Here is a 16,987-nt window from a genome sequence, read left to right as displayed (position 1 = left end):
TTTGCCCGGCCCCACTTGTCCCAAGATACCCCGTTGAGGCGCCGCGCATGCTGACTTATACGATCCGACGGCTCGTGCTCTCGATCCCGACGCTGCTGTTCATCAGCCTCGTGATCTTCCTGCTGCTGGAGCTCGCCCCCGGCGACCCGATGGCGCAGGTGCCGCTCACCGTGCCGCCCGAGGTCAAGGAACGGATGCGCGATGCGCTTGGCCTCGGCGAGCCGACTCATATCCGCTTTGGCAAGTGGATGTGGCAGTTCTTCGTGGTCGAACCGATGATCTTCACCGATCACCTCCTGGGGACCGCACTGGCCGAGGGCCAACAGCGCGTTCTTAGCTGGCAGTTCCGCTCGCCGGTAATGGACGTGATCGTGCAGCGCATGCCTCAGACGCTGTGGGTGGTGGCGATGTCCTACGTGGTGGGCATCCTGATTGCCTTGCCCATCGGCATCTATTCGGCCTACCGGCAGTATTCGCTGTTCGATCAGGCGGGCACCTTTGTCACCATGGTAGGCTATTCGGTGCCGCCGTTCTTCTCTGGTGTGCTGGTGATCGTGATATTCTCGGTGCAGCTTGGCTGGCTACCGTCGATCTACGACACCACGCTAGAGGTGGTGGGCTGGGAAACGTTCAAGCTGCAGCTGATGCAGATGGTCATGCCGGTTATGGTGCTGGCCCTGCAAACCACGGCACAAATCAGCCGCTTCATGCGCGCCTCGATGCTCGACAATCTCAACCAGGACTACGTGCGCACCGCCCGCGCCAAGGGGCTGTCGGAATGGACCGTGGTGATGGTGCATGTGCTGCGCAACTCGATGATCCCGGTCATCACGGTGATCGCGCTCGGCGTTCCGTATATCTTCGGGGGGGCGATCATCACCGAGCAGATATTCAAGGTGAACGGGCTCGGCCAGCTTCTCATCACCGCCATCCAGGCCAATGACCTGCCGATGGTGCAGACCGTGACCTTCATGATCGCGGTGCTGATCGTCATGTTCAACATCGTCGCCGACGTGCTCTATGGCGTGCTCGACCCAAGGATCCGTTATGACTGAGAGCCCCGATCCAAAGCCCATCGCCGCGCTGGCCGACGAGGGCCCCACCGCGCCGCCGCGCAGCCATTGGCGCGATGTCTGGGACCAGTTCAAGACCCATCGCGGCGCGCTCGCGGGTGGCATCGTGCTGTTGTTCATCATCCTCGCGGTATTCATCGGACCATATCTCTGGCCCTATGATGCCACCTTCATCGACATCCGCGCGCGCAACCAGGGACCCAGCCTCGCGCATCCGTTCGGCACCGACCAGCTTGGCCGCGACACGCTGGCGCGCATGATGGCGGGCGGGCAGACGTCGATCTCGGTGGGGTTGACGGCGATGCTTCTGGCGCTGGTTCTGGGCTCGCTCATCGGGGTTCTCGCGGGGTTTTTCCGCCGTCTCGACGGGCCGCTGATGCGCTTCACCGACCTGTTCCTGTCACTGCCCCTCTTGCCGCTTCTGCTGGTGATGGTGCTGCTGTTTCGCGAGGCGCTCAACAGTACGTTCGGCCCCGAGAAGGGCATCTTTATCCTGATCGTGGTGGCCATCGGCGTGACAAGCTGGATGCCCACGGCGCGGATCGTGCGCGGCGACGTGCTGGCATTGAAGGAGCGTGAGTTCATCCTCGCCGCGCGCTCCATCGGGACAACGAATTTCAACCTGATTACCCGGCACATCCTGCCCAACGTTATGTCGCCGATCATGGTCTCGGCGACGCTGGGCATCGCCAACGCAATCATCACCGAGAGCGCGCTTTCCTTCCTCGGCCTCGGGTTTCCGCCCGACTTCCCGACATGGGGACGGCTGTTGAACGACGCGACGCAATACCTGCAGGACTATCCCGAACGGGTGTTCTGGCCCGGCCTCGCGATCTCGCTCACGGTGCTGGCGATCAACTACATGGGCGACGGGCTGCGCGACGCGCTCGACCCGCGCATCCGGGGGCGCTGAGGCCCCCGGGGCTGCTCACAACGCGCGCACCGCGAACCGCCCCGGCCCGAAACTTGCCGAGACCTGCGCCACCTCGATCCGCTTTCCCGCCTGCGGCCCGTCTTGGGCGCGGGCGCTGGCGGTGTAGGGCCATTCCGGCCCGGACACCGACATCTCGCGCAACACCTGCGCCCCGCGTCGCACGCGCACCACGTAAGTCTCGCTCTCCTCGCCCAGCGGCACCTCCGGCGTCTCCCACCTGTCGCCGCCGATCCGCGTTCGCCGCACCCATGTGACGCGCAGGTCGCCCGCCGCCTCGGCCACACGCAGGTGCACCGGCGCATAGGGCCGCAAGCCCAATCCGTCAAAGGCCAGCACCGCATGGCCGAAACTCGGGTCATCCACCGGACGCCCCCCGGCCCGATCCGGTAATGCCGCGCCTGTCCGCGCTGCGCCTCGGTGAGCCCGATCTGGCGCGGGATACCGTCCATCCGCACCACGATGGATCCTACCGGCCACGTCCCGGCTCCCTCGGTTCCCAACTGCCCGCGCAACCGGTGGCGCAGGATATAGGTCTCGGGCGCCACCAGCTCGGCATCGCGAAACTGGAAAAGCTCCCAACCGTCGGGCGTGCCGTCGCCGATGGCACACAGATTGCCGCCGTTCAGGAACGCCAGGTCGCTCACGCTCTCCAGCGTGCCGTGGCGCATCCGAACGAAGAGACCCGCGCCCCGGTCGATCCGCCCCGGCGCGGCGGGGAGAAGCGATGCCTCGGTCACCCCCACCGTCGCCTGCGCGGCGACGAGCGTGTCGAGCGTGTAATTGGCATCCTCGTCCGCGGAATAGAGCGTCACCGTCCCCGGCCACGGATCGGCGATCACCGCGATGTGCGGCGCGTGCGGCACCTCCTCGCCGGTCATGAGCGGCAGGTCGAGGAACAGCGGCGTCACCGGCGCAGGCGCCACAAACGGCGTGATCCGCGCGGATATCTCGCTCAACAGGATGGGCCGAAAGCTCTCGGGATCGGTGCGCGTGGCCTCGATGCGCTGCATCGCGCCCATCTGCTCGGCCCGGTCGATGCGAAACCGCCCACCGCCCTCCGCATCGGGCAACGCGATCACGTCCCCCGCCCCGACCGCGATTTCCGAGGGCAGCAACGACAGGCGCAGCGTGTCGACCGACAGCCGCGCCTCCGACAGCCACCGCTCCACCACCTGACGCCCCTCGGCGCGGGTCAGCGACAGCGACAACTCAGACATCGCGACCGCGTGCGTTGCCTCGTCTGGCAGGATCGCCTCCTCGGCCACCGCTTCATAATCACCGTCTGCCTCGACGAAACGAAGCCGCACGCGGCCCGCCAGTTCCAGGTCACTACCGCGCGTTTCCTCGATTACACCGCCAAGCTCGGGGTCGCGCACCAGCCGGTCATAGACGGCGGCAAAATCCGCCCGCCCGTTGCGCACACGAAAGCTCAGACCGCCATCGCGCTCCACCGCGTCCGCGCCATAAGCCAGCAAGAGCGGCTGAAGCGATGCGCGTGCCGGGCCCACCTCGTCCACGGTATAGCCCCGCACGAAGCCGGTGGCCGGTGCGCTGTCGGGCGGCGCAAGCCCCGCGCGGCCCGTGATCTCGTCGATCACCTCGGCCAGCCTGCGCCCGCTCACCCGGCCCGTGATCCAGTGCCCACGGGCGTAATTGTCGCCATCGGACCACAGCGTACCATTGGCCGGAAACCACGGATATGGCCGGGCGTCCCAAGCCCAGACATAGGCCCGATCCATGTCGAGCATCGGCCCCCCGTATTCCGGCGAGACCGGGTTATGCGACGGATCGCGCCAATAACCCGCCATCGCACGCAGATACTGCATCTGGATCAGCTCGTCCCGCTGCCCCGTCGAATGGCGGGGCAAGCGCGATTCCGAGGATTTCGGATCGAGAAACTTGTTGGGCTGGCTGGTGCCCTTGTCCACCGCCGCGCAGCCATACTCGGTAAAGCGGATGGGCTTAGACTTCGGCACCCATGCGCTCGGCTCGGGCGCGCGCACACCGTCCACCCGGTCGAAGTGCCGATTGGCCCACCAGTTACGCAGGTCCTTGAACCGCCAGATCCAAGGCTCGTCATAGGCATCGTCGGTGATCGGCACCCGCCTTTGTGCTGCGCGTGCCTCGGGCGACGGATAAAACCAGTCATACCCCTCGCCGCCCTCGATATTGGATTGCAGGTAGTCGAGATCGTAAATCGACGGCCACGCCTCGGCGTCGAGATGCTCATACCCCTCCCGCCAATCCGACAGCGGCATGTAATTGTCGATCCCGATGAAGTCGATATTGTCATCGGCCCAGAGCGGATCGAGATGAAAGAACCGGTCGCCATTCCCCGGCTGATACCCGAAATATTCGGACCAGTCGGCGGCATAACTGATCTTTACCTCCGGCCCCAGCAGCGCGCGCACTTCCGCCGCCAGATCAACGAGCTGCGTCACCGCCGGAAAGCTGTTTCCCGCGCCCCTGATCTGCGTCAGGCCGCGCATTTCCGAGCCGATGCAGAAGCTCTCGACGCCCCCCGCCGCCGCGCAGAGCGCCGCCTGGTGCAGGATGAAGCGGCGAAAGGACCATTCGTCGGGGCCGTGATAGGCGACCGGGCTCGCCTTGACCTCTCCGCCGAAACTCAAAGATATAGGGCAGCGCCAGCAGCTCACCCTCGCTCAGGGCATCGAGGAACTCGTGCCGTGCATCGTGCCCTTGCGAGACGATCCATGCGGCACCGGATCTCAACCCGGGCGGCGTCGAAGTCGATGGCGTAGCCGTGGACGATGCCACGCTCGTGTTGTCTGCGTTTTTCAAGCTGTGCCTCCATTTCAATTGCGATCTTGAGCCATTGACGGATTTCCGTCGTGGCCCGCGTCGCGTTTTTCAATTCGTCCAGTTCCCCGGCCCGTATCCGCCGATAAAGCGCCTCGAGCTCCCCGCGCATGTCCGCAAGCTGCTCTTCAAGCGAATTGATCGCACTGGTCAGGCCCGAAGGCCCCTCCTCCGGGGTGATCAGAACCATGCGTGTCGCTGCCTCATGCCGTTTCCCTTCTCGCGATGCCCCCCGCCCGCGCCGACATGAAAAGGCGGCCTCCGGGGGTGTCCCGGGGCCGCCTGCCCATCTCGCTCAGCATGACACAACCTATACGAGAAAACGCGCGGTGAGTCAAATCCGCGCGCACGCCAACTACCCGTTATATTTACATTTTCTTAAGGTTTTGGTGCCCCGCCCTCACGCCACGCGGCCCAGTCCTCGGGCGTGTCGAGATCGGTCACCGCGCGGCAGCCCGACAGCGCGACGCGCGCTACATCATGCGCCGCAAGGATCACCCGCGCACCTTCGTCCCCCCGCAGCGCCGCCATCTCTGGCAATAGCCGCGCCGGGAACACCACCGGATGCCCCGCCCGTCCATCCTCGGCGGTCGCGCGCAGGATGCGCTGCCCGTCAAAGGCGTCCCACACCGCGCGCAGATCGGCCCCGGTCAGGTCCGGCAGATCCGGCAGCAGCACCATCAGCGCCCCCGCCCCGCGCGCCTCGGCCCATTCCGCCCCCCGGCGCAGCGACGCCGCCATCCCCTCGCCCGCATCCGGCACCTCCTCGACCCACAGCCTCGGCCCCATCAGCGGGGCCAGCGCCTGCGCGCGCGCCGCCCCCCCGGGCGGCACCGTCACCAGCACATCGGCATCAAGGTCCAGCGCCACCGCCACACGATCGGCCAACAGCGGCCGCCCCCGCACCTCTTCCATCAGCTTGTCGCGCCCCCGCATCCGCCGCGACGCGCCCGCCGCCGGCACCAGGATCGCCACCGCCCCCGTCACCGGATGACGTTGAGCCGCAGCCGCAGCCCACGCCGCGCCTCCTGCGGCAGGTGCCGGTTGAGGTGCCGGTTCACCACGCCGAAAATCCCGATGATGACCAGCGTCAGCAGGATGAAATAGCCCGCGAGGATCGGATAGGGCACAAAGGGGTTGAAGGTCTTGTCGGCGAAGTAATTGGCGTAATACAGCGCGTCGCCCCGCTGTTGCCACGCCGGAAAGCCCGAGAAGAACACCAGCGTTGTCGAGTGGAACAGAAAGATCGCCTCGTTGGTATAGGCCGGCCACGCGAGCCGCAGCATCGTCGGCCACACGATCTTGCGAAACCGCCGCAGCCCCGAGAACCCGTAAGCATCCGCGGCCTCGACGTCGCCCTTGGGGATCGAGCGCAGCGCACCGTAGAATATCTCGCCCGAATAGGCGGCAGTGTTCAGAAACAGCACGATAAGCGCCCCCAGCCACGCGGAGGTGAATGCGTCAAAGACCGGGCTGACCGATTTCAGCGACAGAAACAGGAAATAGGCGAAAAAGAACTGGATGAAGAGCGGCGAGCCGCGAAAGATGAATATGAACCACTCCGACGGCTTTCTGATGAGCGGATTGCGCGCGCCCTTTCCCAGTGCCACGACCGTGGCGAGGAAAAACCCCGCGAAAAGCGCCAGCGCCCCGAAATACACGTTCCAGATCAGTCCCGACCCGATCAGCGTGAAATGCTCGCACAGCGTGTATCCGTCGCGTGGCAACAGCCGCTCGCCATGGCCGAGACTGCGCAGCGCGTAATCCTGAACCGTCTGCCAGCAGCTCATGCGCCCGCCCTCCGCTGCGCTTCGCCGCCCGTCGTCGCCTGCCCGTGGCTCAGCCGCACCATCACCCGCTCCAGCGCCACCTCCGACACCTTGGTCAGCCCCAGGTAAAACACCAGCAGCGCGAGGAAATACCACATCCGCCAGTCACCGTGCGGATACTCGGTAAAGCGCGGCAGCGCCGTGCCGCCCATCTCGCGCGCCCAGTAGACGATATCCTCTATCCCCAGCAGGAACAGCAGTGGCGTGGCCTTGGTCAGCACCATCCACAGGTTGCTGAGGCCGGGCAGCGCATAGACCCACATCTGCGGCACGAGGATGCGCCAGAAACTCTGGCGCCGCGACATGCCGTAGGCCTCCGCGGTTTCAAGTTGCGCATGCGGCACCGCGCGCATCGCGCCATAGAGCACGTTGGCCGCGAACGCGCCGAACACGATGGCAAAGGTCAGAACAGCGACGAAGAATCCATAGGTGTCATGCACCCATTGCGGCGAATTGCCCAACGGCAGCTTGGCCGCCTGGCACACCACGAAATCGCTCCCCTGCCATATCTCGTCGGGCCAGTCGGGGCATTTGATCTTGTGGCGGATCACCTCGAAAATCTGGTCGAGCGCGATCACGAAGAACAGGAAAAAGGCAATGTCCGGCACACCCCGCACGATGGCGATATAGCCCTTGCCGAACCACGACAGCGGCCAGATGCGCGACCGCGCCGCCATCGCGCCGCCAAACCCGAAGGCAAGCGCCGCGGGCGCGGTGATCGCCAGAAGCAGCAGCACCGTGCCCACCGCGATGTAGAGATTGGCATGCTTTACCGTGGTGAGGTAGCACGCCAGCCACCGCGCACCGTCGAGTGTCGCGGGATCGGAGCAAAACGAAAACATCAGGGCCGCCCCCGAAAGATCGGCCCGCGCGCCGCATGGCGCGCGGGGATGAAAGCAGTCACTCGAAGGTGGAGGACACTTCCCACTTCTCGATCATCGTGTTGAGCGTGCCGTCATCCTTCATCGACTGGATCGCCGCGTCGAAGGTCTCGCGCAGCTCGCCGTCGGATTCGCGCACGCCCATGCCGACGCCGCCGCCCAGGGGCACATCGTCACCCACGAACATCAGGCCCGGGTCCTCTTGCGCGATCGGCGCGAGATAGGACTTGTCGGCAAGCACCGCGTCGGCCTCGCCGTTGCGCACCGCGGCGATGGTTTCCTCGGGTGTGGCGAATTCCAGCAGGGTCGCGCCCGATTCGGCCACGTAGCCCGCCTGGATCGTGCCGGTCTGCGCGGCGATCACGCCGCCCGAGAGGTCAACGTCGTCGGACATGGCCAGATAGGCGGACGGGTCCGGCGGCGTATAATTCTGGGTAAAATCAATCACCTGGTCGCGCTCGTCGGTGATCGACATGCCAGCGATGATGGCGTCGTAGTTGCCCGAAACGAGGTTCGGAATGATGCTGTCCCAATCGTTCGTCACCCACTCGCAGTTGAGCTCGGCGCGCTTGCACAACTCGTCGCCCAACTCGCGCTCGAAGCCATCGACCTCGCCCGCATCATTGATGAAGTTCCACGGCGGATAGGCACCCTCGGTGCCCAGCCGCACGACGTCCTGCGCCATCGCCATGCCGGCCATCATGGCCACGGCGGCGGTGGAAACGAGTAGTTTCTTCATGGTCTTCTCCCTCCTGGTTGGTAACTATCAAGCGGCCATCGTGGAGCTGAGAAAGCCCCGCAACCGCTCTGATTTCGGTGCGCCGAACAATTCGTCGGACGCGCCTTCTTCCTCGATCAGGCCCTGGTGCAAGAACACCACGTGATCGCTCACGTCGCGGGCCATGCTCATGTCGTGGGTAACGAGCATCATCGTGCGCCCCTCGTTCGCGAGGTCCTTGATGACGCGGATCACCTCCTGTTCCAGCTCGGGATCGAGCGCGGAGGTGGGCTCGTCAAAAAGCAACGCCTCGGGTTCCATGCACAGCGCCCGCGCGATCGCCGCGCGCTGCTGTTGCCCGCCCGATAGCTGCGCAGGGTATGCATCGCACTTGTCGCCGATACCCACCTTGTCGAGATAGCCGCGCGCCGCGTGCTCCGCCTCCGCCCGGTCGCGCCCCAGCACCGTCACCGGTGCCTCCATCACGTTTTGCAGGATGGTCATGTGCGCCCACAGGTTGAACTGCTGGAACACCATGCTGAGATTCGTGCGGATGCGCAAAACCTGTTTGGCGTCAGCGGGATGACGACCCAATCCCTCGCCCTTCCACTTCACCGGCTCGCCATTGAACAGGATGTCGCCCTGCTGGCTATCCTCCAGCAGGTTGGCACAGCGCAGGATGGTGGACTTGCCCGATCCCGACGACCCGATGAGCGAGATGACATGGCCCCTGGGGGCGGTGATATCGACGCCCTTGATGACCTCAAGCGCGCCATAGGCCTTGTGCAGGTTTCGGATTTCGATCACCGGCGTTTCGGTCACGCGCGTCCCCCTGTCGGACTCTGGCATTGCGACGTCTTCGTGACAATAGGGCCGAAAATTCTGCGCGATGCAACTTGCAATGCGGCGGAACAGGCCGCTTGCCTGCCGAATTGACGCCCGGTCAGGTCAATTCGGAGGCAGGCGGTGCCGGGATCGGCAGCGCGAGATAGGCCTCAGGCGCGACCTCGAGCAGCCCGGAAATCCCCAGCGTGTCGCGATCCTCCGGCGGCATCGCGAGCAGCGCCGCCGACAGCGCGGCGCGGATCGGGGCGGGGTCGCGCGTGGCGGCGGTGATCCAGGGCAGCGCCGGGGTGGGATCGGTGCGCCCGATCACTCGCAGCGCATCCGCAAACCTGTCGGTTCGCGCCATGAACCTCCAGCTTAGCGCGTCCAGCGCGGCGATATCCGCACGCCCATCGGCCACCGCCTGCGCCGAGGCCGCGTGCGCGCCCGTGCGCAGCGTTTCGGTGAAGGCAAAACCCCGCGCCGCCGCCCAGGCCTGCGGCGCGGCCCAGCCCGATTGCGACAGCGGCTCGTTATACGCCAGCACCGCCTGGGCATAGGCCTGCGGATCGTCGCGCGGATCGTCGCGACGCGCAACGAAGACGCTGTAGTACTGCCCCGGCGGGCAATCCGGCAGGTCGCAGACAGGCGTGCCGACAAGGTTCACCTTGTCGTAAAGCCTTGACCGATAAGGCAAACCACAGGTCTGAGACAAGAGCAGATCGGGGCTTTGCCACTGCGTCCAGAGGTCTCCCTCACGGGTGAGGCACTCCGGCCCCTCGCCCAGCCGCGCCCGCACCGCCTGCCACAGCCGGTCATTGGCCGCCGCCGTCTCGGGCCGGTCATACATCGGCAGGCTGGCGATCATCCGCGCGTTATCCGCTGGCGCGCAAGGGCGCTTTCCTTGTCGGTCAGGCCCAGCAGGCTTGTCACCAGCCGGATAAGCGAATCCTCGTGCGCCTCGCGCGCGCCGTCGGCCAGCGCCACTTGCCATAGTGCCTCTATCACCTCGGCGCGGGCCTCGTGCGGCACGGCATCCTTGATCGCGCGGGTGAAACGGACAGTGTCAGGTGCCTCCGCCTCCAGCGCCTCGGCGTCGCCGCGCAGCGCTTCGGCTCCGGCCTCGTCGAGCCCGTAGCGCCCCGACAGGATGCCGGTGATGCGCGCGCGTTCATCGGCATCGTAATGGCCATCGGCGCGCGCAAGGCGCACCATCAGCGCCGACAGCGCAAGCCGCGCGTCCGCGTCAGGCAGGGTCTCGGGGGCGGGGGCCAGAAGCCGGCTGAGCAAATCTCCAAACATGCTGTCCGATATAGACCGCCCGCGCGCCCGCGCCAATGCCCCTACTTACTGCGCGCTCCAGCCGCCATCGACGCTGATCGTCGTGCCGGTGACTTGCGCCGCTGCGTCCGAGCAGAGATAGAGCACGGTCCCGGCAAGCTGCTCGACCGTGACGAATTCCTTGGACGGCTGCTTGGCGAGGATCACCTCCTCGATCGCGGCATCCTCGGAAATGCCGTATTGCTTGGCCGTGTCGGGAATTTGCGCCTCCACCAGCGGCGTGAGCACGTAGCCCGGACAGACCGCGTTGCAGGTGATCGGCTCTTTCGCGGTCTCGAGCCCTACCGTCTTTGTCATGCCGACGACACCGTGCTTGGCGGTGACATAGGCAGCCTTGTAGGGCGAGGCGCGCAGCCCGTGAGCGGAGGCAATGTTGACGATCCGGCCCCAGCCCGCCTTGCGCATCAGCGGCAACGCGGCGGCGGTGGTATGAAAGGCCGAGTTCATGTTGATCGCGATGATCGCATCCCACTTGTCCTGTGGAAACTCGTCAATCGGCGCGACATGCTGGATCCCCGCGTTGTTGATAAGGATATCGCAGGTACCCGCCTGCTCGATCAGCGCGCGGCACTCGTCGGGTTTCGACATGTCGGCCTTGATGTAGCGCACCTGGCTGCCGGTCTCTTCGGCGATTCGGCGGGCCAGCGCGTGATCCTCGTCCGAATCGGTGAACGAGTTCAGCACCACGTTCGCCCCGGCGCGTGCCAGTTCCTCGGCGATGCCGAGGCCGATGCCAGAATTCGACCCGGTGATGACGGCGGTCTTGCCCTTCACACTCATGCTCTGTCTCCCAATGTGTACTGCGCATGCAGCATAGATGCCGCGTCGCGGAATTGCACGCGGGCTCTGCGGTCACGTCGCCGTGAGCCGCCGGAACGCGGACAAAAAAAACCCCGGCTCAAGGCCGGGGTCTAGTCATTGAGGCAGGTTTCATACAGGCAAGAAACCTATCGAGCAGTGACCCCTTTATAAGCAATCCTGCGGTTCAGTCCAAGCTAAAAGTTTGAAAAGACGTGAATCCGGTCTTAGGCTTGGCGTCAAGAAAACAAGGCAGAGCAGGAATTGTCGCCAAAATGACACCGGATTTTTTCTCCACATTGCGCGGCGCGCTGGCGGCGCTCGTGGTCGCGCTGGCGGCCCCGCCGACAAGTGCTGAGCCCGCGCATGGCATAGCTATGTATGGCACCCCCGCCCTGCCACCTGATTTTGTGTCGCTACCCTATGCCAACCCGGATGCGCCCAAGGGCGGGCGCATCGTCACCGGCAATGTCGGCAGCTTCGATTCGCTCAATCCCTTTATCATTCGCGGCACCGCGCCGTGGCAGATCGCGCATCTCACGCACGAGACGCTGATGGGCCGCTCGTATGACGAACCGTTCACGCTGTACGGCCTGCTGGCCGAATCGGTCGAGACCGATGCAGCCCGATCCTGGGTGGAATTCACCCTGCGGCCCGAGGCCCGATTCTCCGACGGCTCGCCGGTGACGGTAGACGACGTGATCTGGTCCTTCGAGGCGCTGGGCACACGCGGTCACGCCCGCTATCGCAGCTTCTGGCAGAAGGTCGCCTCCATCGAGGCGACCGGCGCGCGCAAGGTGCGCATCACCTTCAACGAGGCCGATCGCGAGCTGGCGCTGCTGGCCGGGATGCGCCCGATCCTGCAAAAGGCACAATGGGAGGGACGCGACATCGCCGAAGGCGGGCTCGACGACGTGCCCCTCGGCAGCGGACCCTATGTCGTCGCCGACTACGAGCCGGGCCGCTTCGTGTCGCTCCGGCGCGACCCGGATTACTGGGGCCGCGACCTGCCCTATCGGCGCGGCACGCATAATTTCGACGAGATCAGGATCGAGTTCTACGGCGACGACACGGTGCTCAAGGAGGCGTTCAAGGGCGGGCTGCTGAGCTATGTGCGCGAGTTCAACGCCGAGGCCTGGGCCAATCAGTATGACTTTCCCGCCGTGGAGCGCGGCGAGATCGTGCTGTCGGAAATCCCCCACGAGCAGCCCTCGGGGATGACCGGCTTCGTGATGAACACCCGGCGCGCACCGCTCGATGACTGGCGGGTGCGCGAGGCGCTCATCACCGCGTTCAACTTCGAGCATATCAACGACACGCTCACCGGCGGGCGGCAGCCGCGCATTACCTCGTATTTCTCGGGCTCCGAACTGGCCATGCGGCCCGGCCCTGCCGAGGGTCGCGTGCGAGAGCTGCTCCTGCCCTTCGGGGACACACTGCTGCCCGGCGCGCTCGACGGCTACGACCTGCCGGTGAGCGACGGCACGGCGCGCAACCGCGCCGGGCTGCGCCGGGCGATGCGTTTGCTGGGTCAGGCCGGCTGGCAGGTGCAAGAGGGCCGGCTGGTGAATGACGCGGGCCGCCCGCTGGAGCTGACCGTCCTGCTGCAACAGGACGGGTTGATCGCGCAGGCGGGCGCGATGATGGACATATACACCCGTGCGCTGGCGCGGTTGGGCATCGCGCTCACCATCGAGACGGTGGACAAGGCGCAATATTCCGAGCGCGCGGCGCAGTTCGATTTTGACCTGACGATGATGCGCCGGTCACTGTCACTGAGCCCGGGTAACGAGCAGCGCTTCTACTGGGGGGGGGATCATGCCGACGAGCCCGGCAGCCGCAACCTGATGGGCATGCGCTCGGAGGCGGCCGAGGCGATGATCGACGCCATGCTCGCCGCACCCGACCGCGAAGGCTTTATCGCCGCCACCCGCGCGCTCGACCGGGTGCTGACGACCGGGCGCTATGTCATCCCCATCCACCGCTATGCGGTGGGCCGTATTGCCCACAGGGCAGATTTGACCTATCCTGTGGATAACCTGCCGATCTACGGTGACGGAATTCATTTCCTGCCGACGGTCTGGTGGGACAAGAAGAGCGAAGAGCCTTAAGGCTACGCCGTCACACGAGCAGAGCAACCAAGCACAGGCAGACACATGCGCAAACTGATTGCCCTCGCCCTCATCGCCGGGCTGGCCGGGTGTGCCACCGTCGATGGCATCGGGCGCGACATCTCCGGCGCCGCGCGCGGCGTCCAGAGCTGGTTCTGACGCGGTCGCGGGCGGCGCGGCGCTCATGGCTCGCGCCGGTAAGCGCGGGGCCTGCTTTCCTCTTGACGCCCCCGTCCTGACTGTCAAAACCCATGTCATGAGCACCGCCACCCTCACCATCGACCTCGACGCCATCGCCGCCAACTGGCGCGCGCTCGACGCCGCCAACACGGGTGAGACGGCAGCAGTGGTCAAGGCCGATGGATATGGGCTCGGGGCGGCCCGCGTCGCCCGCAGGCTGGTGCGCGAGGGCGTGCGCAGCTTCTTCGTGGCCATCGCCGAGGAGGGGGCCGCGCTGCGTGACGTGGTGGGGCCGGAGGCGGCGATCCACGTATTCTCGGGCCACATGTCCGGCGATGCCGACATGATCGCGGACTGCGGCCTCGTGCCGATGATCAACTCGGTCGACCAGATGATCCGCCACGCCGAGGCGCTTCCCGGCCGCGCCTTTGGCATCCAGCTCGACAGTGGCATGAACCGGCTGGGGATGGAGCCCGCGGAATGGCAGGCGGTGCGCGAGATTGCGCTGACGCAGGGGCTGCGGCTCATCATGAGCCACCTTGCCTGTGCCGACGAGGCGGATCACGCGATGAACGCGCAGCAGTTGCGCGCCTTCCGCGAGATGACCGAGGGGTTGGATATCCCGCGCAGCCTCGCCAATACCGGCGGCATCCTGATGCACCCCGATTACCATTTCGACCTCGCGCGTCCCGGGATCGGGCTTTATGGCGGCGCGCCTTTCACGGACGCGCGGCCGGTGGTCACGCTTGACCTCCCCGTCATCCAGTGCCGCGACCTGGAGGCAGGCGAGACGGTGGGCTATGGCAACGATTTCGTGGCCGCCCGCCCCACCCGGATCGCCACCGTATCGGCGGGCTATGCCGATGGAATCCTGCGGGGCATGGGGCCGCGCACGTCCCTTTATGCCGAGGAGACGCCCTGCCGCATTGCAGGCCGTATCTCGATGGACCTGATCGGGGTGGACATCACCGACCTGGGCCACGATCCGTCGAGCCTGCGGCTGCTCGGTCCCGAGCAGGGCATCGACGTACTGGCCGACAACGCGAGCACCATCAGCTATGAAATCCTGACCTCGCTGGGGGGGCGCTACACGCGGCGCCTTGTCGGCGCGTGAGTGCGCTCGCGCGCCTCCTCGCGGCCATCGGGCGCGCGGTGATCGCCGCGCTGGCCGGGGTCGGGCGGGTGACGCTCTATGCCACCGACGCGGTGAGCCATCTCGCGCGCCCGCCCTTCTATTGGCGCGAGTTCGGCCATGCACTGATACAGATCGGCTGGCTGTCACTGCCCGTGGTGGGCATGACGGCGCTTTTTACCGGCGGGGCGCTGGCCTTGCAGATCTACGCCGGCGGCGCGCGCTTCAACGCCGAGACAGTGGTACCTTCGATCGTGGCCATCGGCCTCACGCGCGAGCTTGGCCCGGTTCTCGGCGGGCTCATGGTGGCCGCGCGCGTGGCCTCAAGCATCGCCGCCGAGATCGGCACGATGAAGGTAACCGAGCAGATCGACGCGCTGACCACGCTGTCCACCAACCCGATGAAATACCTCACCCTGCCCCGGGTCCTGGCCGCCACGCTGGCGCTGCCGCTGCTGGTGGCAGTGGGCGACGCCATCGGCATCATGGGCGGGTTCATGGTGGGCGTCGGGCGACTCGATTTCGGGGCGGGCACCTATCTCAAGACCACCATCGACTTTCTCGAGACATGGGACGTGGTCTCGGGTCTCATCAAGGGGGCGGTATTCGGCTTCATCGTGGCGCTGATGGGCTGCTATCACGGGATGAATTCGGGCCGCGGCGCGCAGGGCGTGGGCCGCGCCACGAAATCGGCGGTGGTGGCGTCGTCGGTGCTGATCCTCGCCGCCAATTACGTGCTGACCGAGGTATTCTTTTCCGCATGATCGAGCTTACGGACGTTCACAAGGCCTTTGGCGAGAACCGTGTGCTGCGCGGGGTGAACCTGACGATCCCGTCCGGCACGTCGATGGTCGTCATCGGCGGCTCGGGCACCGGCAAGTCGGTGGCACTCAAGTGCATTCTCGGGCTGATCCGGCCCGACAGCGGCGAGATCACGCTCGACGGGCGCGACGTGACCAAGGGTGACCGCGACGCCTTTCTCGCGCGGTTCGGGATGCTGTTCCAGGGCGGGGCGCTGTTCGATTCGCTGCCGGTGTGGCAGAACGTGGCCTTTCGCCTGCTGCGTGGCTCGCTCAAGCGGCCGAAGGCCGAAGCGCGCGAGATCGCCATCGAGAAGCTGCGCCGCGTGGGGCTGAAACCGGATGTGGCGGATAACTTCCCGGCAGAATTGTCGGGCGGCATGCAGAAACGCGTGGGCCTCGCGCGGGCCATCGCCGCGGAACCGGAAATCATCTTCTTCGACGAGCCGACAACGGGTCTCGATCCGATCATGTCAGGCGTCATCAACGAGTTGATCCGCGAGATCGTGGTAGAGATGGGCGCGACCGCCATGACCATCACCCACGACATGACGAGCGTGCGCGCCATCGCCGACAACGTGGCGATGCTGCATGACGGGGTGATCCAATGGACCGGGCCGGTGGGGGAAATGGACACGTCGGGCGATCCCTATCTTGACCAGTTCATCCACGGGCGCGCCGAGGGGCCGATCGAGGCAGTGCGTTAAGGGGCGGACTGCCTGAAGGGAGCGTTGAAAAACGGAATCTTGAAAAGATTCCGTTCAAGAACGTTTTAAACTTTCTTGACCTTGCCTTGCTGTGAGGGTCACCCGACACTGACGGCCTACGGCGGCTCTAGGCCATGACCTGCCCGGACGCACGCCGCCCCGTCAGTAGTGCCCGGCCACGTATTTCGCGATGGCGCCGCCACGGGAATTGACCTCGAGCTTCTGGTAGATCGCCTTGAGGTAATATTTCACCGTGTTCTCGGACAGACCGAGCCGCGCGCTTATCTGGAAATTCGTGAGCCCGTCGGTGAGCAGGCCAAGTATCTCGTGCTCGCGGCGCGACAGGGTCTCGGCCCGTTCGCCGGTCAGGCGGCGCATCACGTCCACCGGCAGGATGCAATGCCCCTCCACCAGCCGCCCGAGTACCTTGGGCAGGGAGGTCAGGACCTGCCCCATCAGGCAGACCGAGTTGGCACCCGCCTTGACCGCCGTGCGGATGAAGGCGAATTCGCTCTCCTCGACCACCACCACCACGAGCACCGAGGCGTGATCGCGCCGCAGCATCTCGAGCACACGGCCGAGATCGGCATCGGCGAGCCGCACGCCGAGGATCACGATGCAGGGACCGCGTCGCGCCGCCAGTGCCTTGCGCAGGCTCGCCTGATCGGTGGCGAACGGCCCGAGCCGCACCTGCGCCATCTGCGCCACGAGCGAGCCCAGCCCCTGACAGACAATAAGATGCCTGTCCGCCACGATTACCTCGGGCAAACCATGTTCCGCGTCCTGAGCGGTCGCATCCACCATGTCGCGCATGGCCTCCTCCTCCTGATCCGCCATC

General features: G+C 65.8%; 17 protein-coding genes and 1 pseudogene. 7 read left to right on the top strand and 11 right to left on the bottom strand.

Annotated features, from left to right (window positions below; all coding sequences use genetic code 11):
• The first annotated feature begins 47 nt into the window (after positions 1-47).
• Complete coding sequence (locus C6W92_RS05745; RefSeq protein WP_129432072.1) at positions 48-1,055, top strand: ABC transporter permease; 1,008 nt, start codon at positions 48-50, stop codon at positions 1,053-1,055.
• Complete coding sequence (locus C6W92_RS05740) at positions 1,048-1,986, top strand: ABC transporter permease (protein ID WP_241691079.1); 939 nt, start codon at positions 1,048-1,050, stop codon at positions 1,984-1,986. The genes C6W92_RS05745 and C6W92_RS05740 overlap by 8 nt, the downstream gene beginning before the upstream one ends.
• Before the next feature lie 15 nt (positions 1,987-2,001).
• Here the strand turns inward: C6W92_RS05740 and C6W92_RS05735 are convergent.
• The 10 genes and pseudogenes from C6W92_RS05735 to C6W92_RS05690 form a co-directional block, all read right to left on the bottom strand.
• A pseudogene (locus C6W92_RS05735) lies at positions 2,002-4,610 on the bottom strand (glycoside hydrolase/phage tail family protein); the annotation flags it as partial.
• A 50-nt stretch (positions 4,611-4,660) separates the two neighbouring features.
• Positions 4,661-5,017 carry a hypothetical protein gene (locus tag C6W92_RS05730; RefSeq protein WP_129432070.1) on the bottom strand — a complete coding sequence of 119 codons (357 nt, stop codon included), beginning with the start codon at positions 5,015-5,017 and terminating at the stop codon, positions 4,661-4,663.
• Between the two features lie 188 nt (positions 5,018-5,205).
• On the bottom strand, positions 5,206-5,802 hold the full coding sequence (locus C6W92_RS05725; protein ID WP_277815882.1) for a nucleotidyltransferase family protein: 597 nt from the start codon (positions 5,800-5,802) through the stop codon (positions 5,206-5,208).
• Positions 5,803-5,810: 8 nt separating this feature from the next.
• On the bottom strand, positions 5,811-6,617 hold the full coding sequence (locus C6W92_RS05720) for an ABC transporter permease subunit (protein WP_129432069.1): 807 nt from the start codon (positions 6,615-6,617) through the stop codon (positions 5,811-5,813).
• A complete protein-coding gene (locus C6W92_RS05715; RefSeq protein WP_129432068.1) occupies positions 6,614-7,498 on the bottom strand; it encodes an ABC transporter permease subunit in 885 nt (294 codons plus the stop codon). Before C6W92_RS05715 ends, C6W92_RS05720 begins: the two co-directional genes overlap by 4 nt.
• Positions 7,499-7,556: 58 nt before the next feature.
• The gene (locus C6W92_RS05710; RefSeq protein WP_129432067.1) at positions 7,557-8,276 is read right to left on the bottom strand and encodes a transporter substrate-binding domain-containing protein; all 720 of its coding nucleotides are present in this window, start codon (positions 8,274-8,276) and stop codon (positions 7,557-7,559) included.
• Between the two features lie 27 nt (positions 8,277-8,303).
• On the bottom strand, positions 8,304-9,104 hold the full coding sequence (locus tag C6W92_RS05705) for an amino acid ABC transporter ATP-binding protein (RefSeq protein WP_104017032.1): 801 nt from the start codon (positions 9,102-9,104) through the stop codon (positions 8,304-8,306).
• Between the two features lie 94 nt (positions 9,105-9,198).
• On the bottom strand, positions 9,199-9,948 hold the full coding sequence (locus C6W92_RS05700; RefSeq protein ID WP_129432066.1) for a PhnD/SsuA/transferrin family substrate-binding protein: 750 nt from the start codon (positions 9,946-9,948) through the stop codon (positions 9,199-9,201).
• Positions 9,945-10,382: a TerB family tellurite resistance protein gene (locus C6W92_RS05695; RefSeq protein WP_129432065.1), complete on the bottom strand. Its 438-nt coding sequence runs from the start codon at positions 10,380-10,382 to the stop codon at positions 9,945-9,947. The genes C6W92_RS05700 and C6W92_RS05695 overlap by 4 nt, the downstream gene beginning before the upstream one ends.
• 45 nt (positions 10,383-10,427) lie before the next feature.
• Positions 10,428-11,201 (bottom strand): 3-hydroxybutyrate dehydrogenase, encoded by a 774-nt coding sequence (locus C6W92_RS05690; RefSeq protein WP_129432064.1) that lies wholly within the window; start codon positions 11,199-11,201, stop codon positions 10,428-10,430.
• A gap of 293 nt (positions 11,202-11,494) precedes the next feature.
• Here C6W92_RS05690 and C6W92_RS05685 point away from each other — a divergent pair, with 293 nt between their 5' ends.
• From C6W92_RS05685 to C6W92_RS05665, 5 genes are all read left to right on the top strand, one after another.
• Positions 11,495-13,330, top strand: a complete 1,836-nt coding sequence (locus tag C6W92_RS05685; protein ID WP_129432063.1) for an extracellular solute-binding protein — start codon at positions 11,495-11,497, stop codon at positions 13,328-13,330.
• Between the two features lie 45 nt (positions 13,331-13,375).
• Positions 13,376-13,489, top strand: coding sequence for an entericidin EcnA/B family protein (locus C6W92_RS05680; RefSeq protein ID WP_104017037.1), 114 nt, complete (start codon positions 13,376-13,378; stop codon positions 13,487-13,489).
• A gap of 97 nt (positions 13,490-13,586) precedes the next feature.
• The gene (gene alr / locus C6W92_RS05675) at positions 13,587-14,624 is read left to right on the top strand and encodes an alanine racemase (protein ID WP_129432062.1); all 1,038 of its coding nucleotides are present in this window, start codon (positions 13,587-13,589) and stop codon (positions 14,622-14,624) included.
• Complete coding sequence (locus tag C6W92_RS05670; RefSeq protein WP_129432061.1) at positions 14,621-15,406, top strand: ABC transporter permease; 786 nt, start codon at positions 14,621-14,623, stop codon at positions 15,404-15,406. Before alr ends, C6W92_RS05670 begins: the two co-directional genes overlap by 4 nt.
• Positions 15,403-16,149, top strand: a complete 747-nt coding sequence (locus tag C6W92_RS05665) for an ATP-binding cassette domain-containing protein (protein WP_129432060.1) — start codon at positions 15,403-15,405, stop codon at positions 16,147-16,149. Before C6W92_RS05670 ends, C6W92_RS05665 begins: the two co-directional genes overlap by 4 nt.
• A gap of 162 nt (positions 16,150-16,311) precedes the next feature.
• On the opposite strand, the gene C6W92_RS05660 is transcribed toward C6W92_RS05665, so the two are convergent.
• Positions 16,312-16,986: a response regulator transcription factor gene (locus C6W92_RS05660; RefSeq protein ID WP_241691078.1), complete on the bottom strand. Its 675-nt coding sequence runs from the start codon at positions 16,984-16,986 to the stop codon at positions 16,312-16,314.
• Position 16,987: the final 1 nt, after the last annotated feature.

The organism is Roseovarius sp. A46 (assembly GCF_004126395.1).
GTDB lineage: Bacteria > Pseudomonadota > Alphaproteobacteria > Rhodobacterales > Rhodobacteraceae > Roseovarius > Roseovarius nitratireducens.
This window is presented reverse-complemented; position numbering and strand designations above follow the sequence as displayed.